The organism is Pseudanabaena sp. BC1403, from assembly GCF_002914585.1.
Classification (GTDB): Bacteria; Cyanobacteriota; Cyanobacteriia; order Pseudanabaenales; family Pseudanabaenaceae; genus Pseudanabaena.
Genome location: NZ_PDDM01000024.1, coordinates 59,815 through 73,638, shown reverse-complemented (window position 1 = coordinate 73,638; position 13,824 = coordinate 59,815). Strand labels below are relative to the sequence as shown.

General features: G+C 41.5%; 11 protein-coding genes and 1 tRNA gene. 7 read left to right on the top strand and 5 right to left on the bottom strand.

Annotation, left to right across the window (positions count from 1 at the left end):
- The first annotated feature begins 201 nt into the window (after positions 1-201).
- Both CQ839_RS19130 and CQ839_RS19125 read left to right on the top strand, forming a co-directional pair.
- Entirely contained in the window at positions 202-465 is a 264-nt protein-coding gene (locus CQ839_RS19130; protein WP_103669896.1) for a hypothetical protein, read from the top strand.
- 51 nt (positions 466-516) lie between these two features.
- The gene (locus tag CQ839_RS19125) at positions 517-1,458 is read left to right on the top strand and encodes a DMT family transporter (protein ID WP_258040795.1); all 942 of its coding nucleotides are present in this window, start codon (positions 517-519) and stop codon (positions 1,456-1,458) included.
- 24 nt (positions 1,459-1,482) lie between these two features.
- On the opposite strand, the gene CQ839_RS19120 is transcribed toward CQ839_RS19125, so the two are convergent.
- Positions 1,483-2,061 carry a hypothetical protein gene (locus tag CQ839_RS19120; RefSeq protein WP_146048772.1) on the bottom strand — a complete coding sequence of 193 codons (579 nt, stop codon included), beginning with the start codon at positions 2,059-2,061 and terminating at the stop codon, positions 1,483-1,485.
- Positions 2,062-2,462: 401 nt separating this feature from the next.
- Here CQ839_RS19120 and CQ839_RS19115 point away from each other — a divergent pair.
- Positions 2,463-2,534, top strand: a tRNA-Asn gene (locus CQ839_RS19115).
- Positions 2,535-2,618: 84 nt separating this feature from the next.
- A complete protein-coding gene (locus tag CQ839_RS19110; RefSeq protein ID WP_103669894.1) occupies positions 2,619-3,968 on the top strand; it encodes a serine/threonine-protein kinase in 1,350 nt (449 codons plus the stop codon).
- Between the two features lie 124 nt (positions 3,969-4,092).
- Here the strand turns inward: CQ839_RS19110 and CQ839_RS19105 are convergent, their stop codons facing one another.
- From CQ839_RS19105 to CQ839_RS19090, 4 genes are all read right to left on the bottom strand, one after another.
- Positions 4,093-6,192 (bottom strand): bifunctional diguanylate cyclase/phosphodiesterase, encoded by a 2,100-nt coding sequence (locus tag CQ839_RS19105; RefSeq protein WP_103669893.1) that lies wholly within the window; start codon positions 6,190-6,192, stop codon positions 4,093-4,095.
- Between the two features lie 578 nt (positions 6,193-6,770).
- The gene (locus CQ839_RS19100; RefSeq protein ID WP_103669892.1) at positions 6,771-8,684 is read right to left on the bottom strand and encodes a DUF2779 domain-containing protein; all 1,914 of its coding nucleotides are present in this window, start codon (positions 8,682-8,684) and stop codon (positions 6,771-6,773) included.
- Between the two features lie 97 nt (positions 8,685-8,781).
- A complete protein-coding gene (locus tag CQ839_RS19095) occupies positions 8,782-10,044 on the bottom strand; it encodes a DUF4255 domain-containing protein (protein WP_103669891.1) in 1,263 nt (420 codons plus the stop codon).
- Positions 10,037-10,735 (bottom strand): response regulator transcription factor, encoded by a 699-nt coding sequence (locus CQ839_RS19090; protein WP_103669890.1) that lies wholly within the window; start codon positions 10,733-10,735, stop codon positions 10,037-10,039. Before CQ839_RS19090 ends, CQ839_RS19095 begins: the two co-directional genes overlap by 8 nt.
- 210 nt (positions 10,736-10,945) lie before the next feature.
- On the opposite strand from CQ839_RS19090, the gene CQ839_RS19085 reads away from it, so the two are divergent.
- The 3 genes from CQ839_RS19085 (at position 10,946) to CQ839_RS19075 (ending at position 13,808) form a co-directional block, all read left to right on the top strand.
- Positions 10,946-12,655 carry a phage tail sheath C-terminal domain-containing protein gene (locus CQ839_RS19085; RefSeq protein WP_103669889.1) on the top strand — a complete coding sequence of 570 codons (1,710 nt, stop codon included), beginning with the start codon at positions 10,946-10,948 and terminating at the stop codon, positions 12,653-12,655.
- Between the two features lie 156 nt (positions 12,656-12,811).
- Positions 12,812-13,285: a phage tail protein gene (locus tag CQ839_RS19080; RefSeq protein WP_103669888.1), complete on the top strand. Its 474-nt coding sequence runs from the start codon at positions 12,812-12,814 to the stop codon at positions 13,283-13,285.
- A 49-nt stretch (positions 13,286-13,334) separates the two neighbouring features.
- A complete protein-coding gene (locus CQ839_RS19075) occupies positions 13,335-13,808 on the top strand; it encodes a phage tail protein (protein WP_103669887.1) in 474 nt (157 codons plus the stop codon).
- Positions 13,809-13,824: the final 16 nt, after the last annotated feature.

Below are 13,824 nucleotides of genomic sequence, written 5' to 3'. Positions count from 1 at the left end.
AAAGCCTTACTTTGCAGTGCTTTTAAAATCTATTTGGTTTAGACCATCAATATTATCGCAGCGCCAATCCCTTCTATTCAAAACCCAAAAAGCAAAAGAGGTATTAACGTCACCTGTGCTTTTTGGGTTTTATGTATTAAGCATCTTTACCGTTGCTATAATTCAGCTTGATTACGTGAAACTTAGACGGAGTAGATCAAGATGCCGAGAGAACCTAAAAAGCCAAACGAATATGTCGTGCATTTAAAACTAGAAGGTGGGCAGGAAGTCACAACGAAATTTACAACTATCGAAGAAGTCAAAACTTGGTACGCATCGCAATTTAAGGCAAAAGCAGGTGAGGATGATCTGATGCCTATTCCTGTAAGAGCCGAACTAAATGAAATTTTGCTAGTCCGTCCTAAGCGCGTTATAGCTATTCATGTTGAGCCAATTTACTCCTCTAGTGTCGATATGTTTGCATAAAATTAAGAAGGGGCGCATCCGCCTCTCTTAATTTTATGAGACCAAACTGCAATGCCCTCTTCGATACGTTTACATCAAGTTTCTGGGCGATCGCGTTTAGGTCTGGCGCTATCGCTAATAACAGTTTTGCTATGGGGATTTTTGGCGATCGCTCTCAAGATCGTCCTCCAACAGCTAGATCCCTTTACAGTTACTTGGTTTCGCTTTACTGTTTCAGGGGTTTTCTTAGGAGGATACCTAGCGCTACGTCAACAACTACCGACATTGCAACAATTGCAGAAAATTTCCTTGCCATTGTTTTTAGTTGCCGTTGGAGGACTGTCGCTCAACTATATTTTATTTTTAATCGGTGTTGGCAAAACCTCAGCCAATAATGCTCAAGTAATTACCCAAATCGCCCCTGTGATGATGGGACTGGCTTCATTGGTCATATTTAAAGAAAAATACACCTATCGGCAATGGGGTGGCGTAGCAATTCTCGTTTGTGGACTGTTGCTGTTTTCCCATGACCAAGTGCGATCGCTAGTTACCAGTTTTGACACATATATGTGGGGCAATACGCTGCTAGTCCTAGGGGCGATTGTTTGGGCATTTTATGGACTCGCCCAAAAGCAACTATTACTCAATCTACCTTCGACTTCCGTATTGTTATGCTTATATCTCAGCGCGGCAACTCTATTTGCACCAATGGCTCATCCGACTAGACTCTTCACTCTATCTGGATTACCCTTGGTTGCCCTCATCTTTTGCGCTTTTAATACTTTGATTGCTTATGGAGCATTTGCGGCGGCTCTTGAACATTGGGAAGCCTCACGGGTTAGTGCAGTGATTACTCTTGCGCCTCTCGTTACTTTAGCTGCCTCGGCGATCTTGCCAAGTTTTGCGCCTCAGTTTTTAACGCCATCGCCTCTAAGTTTGTTGGGCTATAGTGGCGCGATCGCGGTAGTGATTGGCTCCATGATCATTTCTTTGGGTGCAAATGCTAAAAATTAAAGAGACGCTTTGCGTCTCTTTAATTTACTCCTTGATTTTGAAAGAGTTGATGAAGCGATCAACATCAGTATTTGAGTATTTGGTTGCAGGGGCTAATACGAACATTTGATAGAAACGACGATTGTCATTCAGGCAAATGCGACCCTTGAATAATGCATCAATAGCCTGTATTTTTCCTGTAGCTTCAAAATCTCGGCATGAAGCTTTCCCAAGCTTGGACTCCTTCGATGATGTGACCTTACCCTTCAAACCACCTACAATACCTTTCATGGCTTCATTCAATCGTGGCTCAATCTCGGCATCGGGAAATTTTTCTGGGAAGTCAGCATAACTAGCAAAATAGGCAGAGTCATTAAACTCAGAAATCGCCACATTCATCTTGACTGTAGCAACATCGGTTTTCTTCTCCTCAGATTTCTCTTCTGGCTTGTTGGGCATTGATACCGTAAATTTCCCAGCCTCAGAACTATATTCATACCAAGAGCTTGCATTTGTTGCTATTGGTTTGGCGGGACTTGCGGGTTCACTACTTGGTGTAGATGGTGTGCAAGCGCTTACAGTCAGCAAAACTAAGCCAACAGCAAAAGAGGCTGATCTTTTCATACTTAAACCAATGTTTAACTTTGTAATACTGATGAAAGCATATGCTGACTGATTGCACAACACTGCGATTGTAAGCAATGTAAGCTTTGCTTAGGACATAAAACCCAAATTAATCAAGGCGGAGCAAAGCTCCGCCTTGATTAATTTGGGTTTTGATTTGTCCTAGCTATCTCTTACATTGCTATAGCTATAGAAATTTCAAAAGCTATAGCTACTCACTTCCCAGCCAATAATTGTTATTGCGGGGCTTTGCCCCGCAATAACAATTATTGGCTTTTTAACGTCTATTTTTTTGCTAGGAAGGGAGTATAAAAAAACTTTTTAAAAAGCTTGCGCGATCGCGGCACTTATACGCTATAGTTATTAACGCTGAAGTAATTGACACAGCGAAATAGCTACATTCCTCAGTAGCTCAGTGGTAGAGCAATCGGCTGTTAACCGATCGGTCGCAGGTTCGAATCCCGCCTGGGGAGTTATTCAAAAAAAGAAGGTATGCATTGCATACCTTCTTTTTTTATGAAATCGCGCTAAAATTGTGCAACAAGCATTGTATATTTATGCCGCAGTCACAAGAAATCTTCAAAGAGCGCTATCAATTGCAAAGTCAGTTAGGGCTTAACTCTGGACGGCAAACTTGGCTTGCTAAGGATTTAGAAACAAATGGGGAATTTGTTGTCGTCAAATTACTCACTTTTGGCGGTGACGTGCAGTGGGAAGACTTAAAGCTATTCGAGCGTGAAGCACAAGTCCTGAAGCAGTTGAATCATCCCCGTATTCCTAAATATCGCGATTATTTTACGATTGATGACCGATCTCTTTGGTTTGGACTAGTCCAAGAACATATCCAAGGAGCTTCACTCAAGGAATTATTGGTGCGAGGGCAAAAATTTACCGAACTACAGGTAGAAAATATTGTCATTGATACTTTAGAGATTTTGATTTATTTACATGGATTGAATCCTCCTGTACTGCATCGCGATATCAAGCCAAGTAATTTGATCTGGAGCGATCGCCAAGAAATTTATCTGGTTGATTTTGGCGCAGTCCAAGATAAAGCATCTGCCGAGGGCAAGACTTTTACGGTGGTCGGGACATATGGCTATGCGCCGATGGAGCAATATGGAGGTAGATCAGTACCTGCTTCTGACCTATATGGTTTGGGGGCAACTGCCATCCATTTACTTACAGGTATTTCGCCTGCGGAGTTACCCCAAGATGATGATTTGAATATTCAATTTCGCGATCGCTCTGGCGCTAGTGATCAACTTTTAGATTGGGTGCAAAAAATGACAGCTCCATCCGTCAAGCGGCGGTTTGCCTCAGCAAGAGAAGCGCTCGATGCTTTGTATCAAGATCAAGATCCAGCTACTAAACCAAAAGCTAGTAGCCGTCAAATTAAAATTCCTCAACCATTTAATAGCAGAGTTGAAATTTGGCGATTTCCCACAAAATTAGTAGTCACCATTCCCAGTTCTCAATTTGGTGGGAAATTTGTTTCGGTGTTACTGGGGTTATCGGCATTATTTGGAATGCTTCCATTGGCATTTTTTACAGCACAAGCAAATATTGTGACAGCGATCATGATATTTGCAATTGTGATTTATATTGCTGGTTTTCAAGTTCTTAAAAGCTTCACAACAATATTTTTCTCAGTCGATCTCTCCGAGCGTACTTGCAGACTTAGTAAAAAAGCTTTTGGATGGGAACATTATGTTAAAAAGTTTGGCATATATCAGCTTGAGTACATTTATACAAGCATGTCAAATAGAACTAAAGGTTCAGTAGCTATTCAAATCCAAAATAACAGGTTTATGCTTGGCGATAATAAACTAACTGAGTTAGAAACTGCTTGGCTCGCACAAGAAATTCAAGACTGGTTGCAAAATCATCAGTCAACTGATACCTAAAAAAGCAAGTGGCGGCGCTTTGCGCCGCCACTTGCTTTGCCATGAAAAAAAAGCCCAAAGAATGTGAGGCGGCGCTTTGCGCCGCCTCACATTCTTTGGGCTTTAAGAATAGCGACAGCTATATCTAAGTTGTTGATTGAATCCATTGAGTTGCCTTTTCACTATCTAAAGGATGCGAAATAAAGTAGCCTTGTACTTCAATACTACTGCCGCCTAACATTTCAAAATAATCTAACTCTTGAGATGTTTCCACGCCCTCAATGACAATTCCTATGCCAAGATTGTTAGCTAATCGCAAAATTGACTGCACAATTCTTTGACTTTTAATGTCAGTAGCGACTCTATTAGTGAAACTGCGATCAATTTTTAAAACATCAATTGGTAAAGTTTGCAGATAACTAAAAGAAGAATAACCAGTACCAAAATCATCGATATAAACTTGTATGCCAATTTCTCGAAGTTGCTCCAGCTTTTGCGAAGAAATTTCGATATTATCCATCAACATCGTTTCCGTGATTTCCAGCTTAATTAAACTAGGTGAAACTTGATATTCTGAAATTATTGTTTGAATTCTCTCAACAAATTCTGGCTGGATAACTTGGATTGTAGAAACATTAATTGCTAGGGTGATGTGGGGAATGTTAGGGAATTCCTGTTGCCATTGATGTAGCTGTCTACAAGCTGTTTCTAAAACCCAATAACCGATCTGGACAATCTCTCCAGTTTCTTCCGCGATCGCTAAAAACTCTATGGGAGAAATCAGACCCTGTAATGGATGCATCCAACGCAGTAGAACTTCAAATCCTGATAAATCATGTTGATGTAATGAAACTATAGGCTGATAGACCAAATAAAATTCCTGCCGTGCGATCGCTTGACGTAGGTCAGCTTCTAGTTGCCAGCGAACTTTTGCACCTTGATTCATGCTGGTTGTAAATAATGCTTGTTTACCTCTGCCAAGACTACGAGAATAATGCATCGCTATATGGGCATCTCGCAAAATTTCGTTTGCATAAACATATTCAAGATCGCTAATAGCTATGCCTATACTGACAGAGGTAAGAATTTGGCGATCATTAATCAGAAATGGCTCCCCAATACTTTCTAAAATATGACCAGCTAATTGTGTGAGATAAGTCTCTCTCTCATTATTTTCTGTACCAATATTTTCAACTAAGAGCACAAATTCATCACTATCAATTCTTGCCATAGTTATATTAGTATTGCGGAATATAGCTAAGCGCTTACTAATTTCCTGCAATAGCTGATTACCAATTGTAGTTCCATAATTATCATTAATTGATTTAAAACGATCACAATCGATAAATAAGACCGCAAAGTTACCTTCAGAATTAGCTTGTAATTTTGTAAATGCTAGATCTAGAGACTCCATAAATGATTCTCGATTGGGCAGGTCTGTCAATGAGTCATGGATCTGGTTATACTGCAATCTGGCAATAACTTGGTCTCGTTCGATTCTTATGTCGTCAGACTTAACTAGTAATTGCATTTGATGAATTGCAATTGCCAATTGAATTCCCATCTTTTCCAGAAGTTCAATTTCCCAATTTCGCCATTCGTATGGAATATTATATTGATGTAATATTAATAGCCCCCATAATTTTTTGCCGTTAGGAATTGCAACAGCGATCGCTGAATGTATTCCTAATGAAATCAGTGAGTCTAAAAGTAGAGGCTCAACTTCATTATCGGTAACATCATTAATGACTTGACTGATTGATGTTTGAAATTTTTCTAACCATTGTAGATCAGTATAAATCAATGGTACTGCGTGACCTAGAAGCGAGTATTTTGAATCATTAACAACCTCGTATTGAATTGTTTGTATATTTTGCTCTGTCAATTGACAAACAATTACTTGGTCACTTTGCAATAGCTGATGTACTTCTAAAGCGACATTACCTAGTAACTCATCAATATTAATTGATTGTCTAAGACGAGCAAAAATTAATGCTATTAAAGTATAGGCTTCATCCTCATTGTCAAACTCTATACTTGGATGAGATAGATTAAGTCTTTTAATTCTTTGTTTGAGAATATTGACTTCTCTTTCTAAATTATCAAAGCAACTATCTAATGTTTCCCCAAAAGATTTAATGCTTTTCAAATCATCTTGTTGTTGTTTAGTTAATGATTCTGCTTCGCTAATGCGATTTGCACATTCCAGCAAAGCTGATAATGTTTCAACAAAAAGCTTTCTCATAATTATTTTATAGTTTTTTGTCGGATAATCTATAAAATTAAACCATATCTATCTTAATAATTTACTAAAGAATAAAAGCGCATACCATATATAAACATCTATAACAATGCAAATTTTGCTTAGAACATAAAAGACCAACAGGGATGGCTACATTTTGAACTGCCATGCCTATTGGTCTTTTAATTTGTGTCAACTAATTCGAGCATTGCTATAGACTAAAAGGATCGAGGTTTGATCCTCCAGCCTTTGATATTCTGTTTAGAAAGATGACTGGCACATAAAATTCCCATGCTAAATTTTAGAGTGTAGAGCGAGCGAAGCATGGCAACCACGAGGGGGTTGGCCCTACCCCAAAATTTATACCAAAGCACAAAGTGGCGCAGCCACTTTGTGTTTTTAAAACCCTTACAGGGTTTGCTTTTTAATTCACAGAAGTGTTGTCACACTTTTGTGAATTGGTATTAAAGGTTCTCGAAGGGGCAGTGGGATGGTGCGTGCCAGCCCTAAACCTATGCCATTTCAGGAATTCCTTCCACATAACATCAGTTAAAAATCAAATCTTTAACACAAAACTAAAATCATAGTTCAGTGCCGCACAATTTTTGCCAATGCTTCCAAATAATCACCATTGCCATGGTATCAAGGCGGCAATATTGATAGAGCAATTCTTTCCATTGCGATCGCATTGCTTGATTGTTAAGCCCCAAATCGCGATTTTCGCCAAACATCAAGTCTTGATAGGCAAGCATCGCGCCAGCACCCTCATTCACAACTTGAATGCGATCGCCTATTTGCAATTGTGGGAGTACATTATAGGGATTGAGAATTTCGCCATCAACTTCTCGATAGTATTCCTGAAAATAAGGGATTTCATGCAGATAGGGATTCGTTTTCCAGATCGCAGGCAACACACATTTTAGAGAAGTGCGCCCCTTCATTAAGGGATGGAAGTAATGCTTAAGGGTGAGAGCATTCATATCGATTAAATTGGATTTGCCCTTAGTTCCTAGTTTGGCTGTATTTGCTAGCCATGTTTGCAACTGAGGATTATGATATCCATAGGTTTGCATTTGATAGTAGATATCCCGCAACACACTATTCTCATGGGTTGCCCATGTCAAGATAGTACTGCGATCGCCAAGAACTTCCATCAAAGACTCAGCAAACTGGAAATTTGGAAAAGTATTTTCTAAATCAAGCCATTCAGTTTGAACTGGGGGCGCATCTGGCTCTGCGATCGTATGACAACTCCATTGAAAAGCTACCTGTTCATAGGGTTGCATCCCTGCACGATAGGGAATTACCATACGTGAGGTTTCAAAATCAATAAAATGAATTGGATATTCAACCTGTTTGATAATTGTTGGGAGTTGCTCTGAAATCCATTCTTTATTCTTTTGGGTATATTCAATCTGAATCAATTGACGATAGCTATAAGTATAATCATCGAGTGCTTCTAAGGGAACGTCAAACATACTTACATTCCCTTGCAAAATCAACTCGTTGACTAGAGGAGCTTCATGGCTGCCAATTCTTCCCATTTGATAGAGTTCTAAGACGTGATGTTCTACATCGGCAAGATCTCCCCAACATTGCTTAAACCCATCGCGCTCATCGCGATCGCTAGCACGATATTCACAGCTTTTGCAGCCCTTACTAATCGGCGCAAAGATGTCAGGAGATTGCTCTATCAAGTAGCCTAGATATTTTTGGGCGGAAGTGAGTGTTGGCTCGATTAATTCAGCAACTTCAGTTTCGATACTGACCTTGGTGAGAAACTGATCTTTCTCTATTTCCTGAACATCTCCAGTAAAATCAACATTAATTCCGTTAAATTTAGAAAAGGAATTGCGATGGGTAGATAGTCGCTGAATCTGAAAATAGGATGCAAGATTGTCAATTGATGTAGTTTTTGCGCGATCGGGGACGAGCAAGTAAGGGGCAATCTCAACTCTGCGATCTGGTAGATGATTGGCTAGCATTTCTTGTAAAATCCCAACTTGATAGGCGACATCTTCAATGATGTATTTCCATTCACCGCCAACTTTACCAGTACGTTTATTGCGAAAGAGGGAGAGATTACGATATTTGACTAGGTCTTCATGGGCATTACTGTCAAATCCCTTAGACCTAATTTCAATAATCTCAATGAGATCGCCCTGTTTTACAAGAATATCCGCACGAGCAAGCTTATGATTGTGGTAGAGAACAGGCTCAAAGAGAATTACATTCTCTTGTTGTAAATAGGCGAACGTTTCTTGGGCAGCATTGACTATGCTTTCCTCAGATTTAAGATTTGCAGAAATATAAATCCCTTCAGGATAAAGTAAGTGGGCAATCTTACTAACAATAAAATTCCCATCAGCTAATATTCTGGTATACCCATCAACGCGATCGACAGTTGGATAGCCCAACTTCTTGTAATAAAGTTTGGTTGTGCAACTGCGGGCAGTCTTAAGATCGGATTTCGTTAGATAAATAGGATGGGACATACTGCCAAAAAAACTTCGCAGTATAAATTTAGCACGAACGACTGTCCATAAAACCCAAAAGAGGGTTGCACCGCAACCCTCTTTTGGGTTTTATGCGTCACGAAATCGTGATTTTAGGACTGTTGTACCAATTGTAAGTTGGACTATCAGGATCGTCATCCACACCCAACTTACTCTCAGCACCATCAATTCGCATCCGCACCAAATACTCACCCGCCTTGATATTTGCAATTGGAATCTCGATTGTGGAACTAGTATAAGGTAGAGGCGGACGATCAAACAGATAGATGGAAGGACTATCAGCCGTCCATTCATTCAAAGCTAAAACTACTTTCTGCTTCTCCCGCACTAACACATCTAACTGCACCACCACTACAGCGGAGCGAAAGTCTTCCTCGATCGCTTCTAGTTGAGTTACAGTCACATTAATAATCGTCGGACATAGGACAAATGGCATCACATTCGAGGCGATCTCATTGGTGATCAACGGCGAAGTACTATTAATGCGATGGATGACTTGTAAACTCTGTACACCAGCTTGGATTTGTGGTAAACCCATATCCGCAAGAGAAAAAGTAATTTCGCGATCTTGCACCGACGTTGGCGTAATGACTAAATCCCCAACATGGACTTCTACGGTCTTGCTCAGGAGAGATCGCCCACGAATGCTCATCACACTACCGATCACAATCGGCTCAAATCGACTGCCCTGCGCCACAACTTGCTCAATATAGGGCGAAGATGGAAACGGAACCAGTCCTGCGGGTGAAGCATCGCGAATCGGCAAGGCTCTTTGGAAGTTTTCTCGACCTTCGACAATTACTAGACAAGCTCGATAAGCGATCGATAACACATAGGGAGCTTGATAAAATACTGACCAAGCTTTAGATAAATCTTCAAGCGAAATATCTATTGGCACAATATTGATCTGTTGAATCTGATCAGCTAGATCGGAATCTAACAGAAATGGAAATGTCGAATCATTGCAAGTCGAACGAATCATTTCAGGAGTAAGAATTCGTTTGTCTGCAAGAGTGCTTACTACGCTTCCCAATATCCTTTGTGGCTGTAGTTCTGCATCATTGCCATAACAACTCATCATGTAACAAAGATCGACAGCCACTTGACGATTGAGTGGATTTCCCTTTGTGCGATTGGGCGTAGAGTCGTAGTTGGCTAGCGCAGGATTGCTGGTTACTTGATATAAGAAAATATTTACCCCCACCTCAGGCGCACCAGTGGAAATTCCCCCTGGAGGCAACGTGGTAGCTCGCGCACCCTCAATATCCTGTTGAATGACTGACTGCAAGACCCGTTGTAATGTAGCCGTTACCGTCGCGATCGCTAAATAATTACTCATCTCCACTCACCAAACCTAATTTCAATGCTCTGACGATCGCCTGTGTGCGACTAGCGACACCTAACTTCTCAAATACACTAGTGAGATGCGCTTTGACGGTAGCGGTCGTCACATGTAGATAGCGGGAAATATCTTCGTTTGATGCCCCCTTAATTAGCCAGTTCAATACCTCCTGTTCGCGATCGGTGAGATGAATTGTGGAGTGCCCTTGTAGCGATCGCCCTGCATAAAAATGAAAAATCCGAAAGAAGCTCGTGGCAATATCGGGTGGCAAGAAGATTTCATCGTTCATAACCGTTGAAATTGCCTCATAAAGTTGACTGCCAATGCGATCTTTCGCCACATATCCTCTTGCTCCCAATTGCATTGATCTAAATACTAATTCATCTTCACGATGGGCAGACAAAATTAAAACTTTGCCATGATAATCTAACTTTTTGAGAACCATCAGCACTTTTAGCCCACTATCTTCGGGTGATTTTAAGTCCAGCTTTATATCTAAAAGAATTAATGCAGGCTTCTGCTCGACTACCAGTTTGATTGCTTGATCGCAAGAGGTAGCTTCCCCGACAATTTTAAACTGGAGATAGCAATCATCACTATAAAAACTTAGCAGTGTGTGTAAACCGCGCCGAAAATTGGAGTCATCTTCTACCAATAGAACCGATACTATCTGAGCCGTAGTTGTCATAGATCATTTGCTATAGATCTTTATCTAGAAGTAAGTAGCTAAGTAAAATCCCAAAATCTGCATCGCCTGCGTAGCGGGCGGTGCGGATTTTGACTTTGTTCTTTACTATGCTCAGTTACTTATTTAGAAGTATAGACTAAAGTCTAATAACCCAAAATTTCGATCATCCTTACTGTATATACCCATAGACATAGTTATTACGGGTGGCATATGGCACTAGACTACTTCGCCCCGGGCGTATACGTCGAAGAGGTTGATAAAGGCAGTCGTCCTATTGAAGGCATCAGCCTCAGTGTGGCAGGTTTTATCGGATTTACCGAAGACGTACGCGGTGATGCTGATCTTTTCAAACCAATGATGGTTACATCATGGGATCAATACCGCGAATACTTCGCAGCCCCTGGCTCTGATGGATACACCGACTTTGATGCTTACTTGCCCTTCGCAGTAAATGGTTGGTTTGTTAACGGTGGGGGACGCTGCTGGGTAACGAGCATTGGCACAAGACTTCCAGGTTCTGAGCCTCCAGCCCCTGAAGCAACCGCACTTCGCATTGGCACATCGAACAATAAGCCCACCTTGATGTTTAACATCAAGCCAGCCGCAGCTTCAGAGAGCCAGTTAGCGCTACCTTCAACGAGCGATCGCATCAAGGTCATCATTCAAGAAAGCACTCCAAAACCTCTTCCTGAAACTGCTCCTGCTGATGCCGAGCCACCCCTAAATACTGGTGAATTTTTCAACGTAGTCGTTGTCCAAGGTGGACAAGAACTGGAAAAATACGAGCATGTCTCGATGAATCCACAGGTAGCTACAGATGTTGCTGACTATGTTGTAACTGCGATCGCTGACTCAGAATATGTCACCATCGCCGACATCTCCACCAGCGGACAGCCGCTCTCCCGTCGCCCCGCTAACGGAGCCTACGAGATCGCGCCACCTCCTTACATTTCCACAATTGATCGCTTTGCTCGCGACCTGCTCGGACAAAGAGACGATCGCACTGGCATTCAAGGCATGTTTGAAATCGATGAAACTGCGATGATTGCTTGCCCAGACCTAATGCGAGTCTATGAAGCAGGTTTGATCGACATCGATCAAGTACATGGTGTCATGGAAATGATGCTCAGCATGTGCGAAAACTCCTTCCCTGGCCCCGCCTTCCGCATGGCAGTAATTGATCCACCTCCGATCAAGCCATCGAAAGGCATGGAAGCAGTACCACCTGATCGCCAAAAGCCTCAAGATGTAGCCCAATGGTTGAGCATGTTCAACCGTCGTTCCATGTTTGGTGCACTCTATTATCCTTGGATCAAAGTCGCCAATCCTCGCAAGGGCGGTAAACCATCCTACGTTCCACCCTGTGGACATGTTATGGGGCTATGGTGTCGCACCGACCAATCACGCGGTATCTTCAAAGCTCCTGCTAACGACACCCCTAGAGGCGTACTTGGCTTGGCTTACGAAACTAACATGCGTGAGCAAGAAATGCTCAACCCCATCGGTATCAATTGTATCCGCAACTTTGCCAGCTACAATCGTGGTTTCAAAGTATGGGGCGCACGCACCTTGGTCGAGCCAGACAATATTCAATGGCGCTACATCAGTGTCCGCCGCTTGATTAGCTATATTGAGAAATCGATTGAAATTGGTACTCAATGGGTTGTATTTGAACCCAACGATACTGACCTATGGGCAAGAGTAACTCGTACCGTTAGTAACTTCCTAGAAGGACTTTGGCGGAATGGAGCATTATTTGGTGGTGCTTCCTCAGAAGCGTTTTACGTCAAATGCGATGCCACACTCAACACCCACGAAACTATGATGATGGGTCGCCTATATATCGAAGTTGGTATTTGCCCTGTCCGTCCTGCTGAATTTGTGATCTTCCGCGTCAGCCAGTGGTCACCTAATAGTTAACGATTCATGAAGAAGAACGCCCAATGGGCGTTCTTCTTCATGATCTCCAAGAGTTTTTTTAAGATTTATGCTGTGATTCTTACAGATTGATAGCTTAAGATTTTAAAATAGTTATTTAGTAGCACAAACCTGTAAATCAGATTTCAAGGAGGAAGAATGGCAGAACTTAAACCAATTCCTACTAGTCGATACTATGTAGAATTTGCTGGGTTGGAAGACAAACTAATTAAAAGTGTGTCTGAAGTTAGTTTTACGGGGCAAACCGCAGGACATGAAAAACCACTAGCATCCACCAAAGGCGGCAAAACTATTTGGCAAAGTACATCGGCAGGTTTTGAAGAAAACCCTAATGTCACCATTGAAGTTTATGTCACTGAAGGGGACATGTCTTTTTACAATTGGTTCCTAGCTGTCATGCCTAAAAGCGAAGGAGGTAAAGGGGAATGGGCTGCAAATCGTAAGAATGGTTCAATCACTGCTTACGATAGTGGCGATAATGAGGTAATTCGCTGGGATCTAATCAACTGCTGGCCGAAATCTTACAAAGTAAGTGATTTCAGTTCTGAAAGTAAAGATTTGGCGGTTGAAACCTATGAAATTATCGCTGAGCAAATCAACCGAGTGAAGTAGATTCGCTTACATGTCTATCGCATTATCAAAATTTTGAGAGCACAAAAATATGGCAAAAGATGAATTTTTAGCCTCTTCTAAATATTACTTTAGCTTAACGGGGCTAGAGGACTTGGTTGTAAAAAAAGTCAGTGGTATTGGCTCAACCCTCCAAACAGCAGGAGATAGTAAGTCCTATGGAGTATCAAAAAGTGGTAAATCAGTAATTCAAGCTACTGTTACAGGTGCAACTAACAGTAAGGTTACTGTTGAGTTTGTCTGTACTGTTGGGGATGATCGCCTGATCAAATGGTATAGTGACTCGCATTCTGAGCCATTCGCAGGTGGTGGTACTAAAACCAAAGGCGAGCGCAAAACTGGTACGATCACTCTTTACAATCAGGGCGGCGAAGCTGCTGCTACTTGGGAAATGACTGGAGTAATGCCCGCTAGCTATAAATCAATTAAGCTAGAAGCTGGTTCTGAAGGACTAGCCACCGAGACGATTGAATTTGTGTATCAGACTTTGCACCGCAAAACTTAAAAACATAGTTATGAGT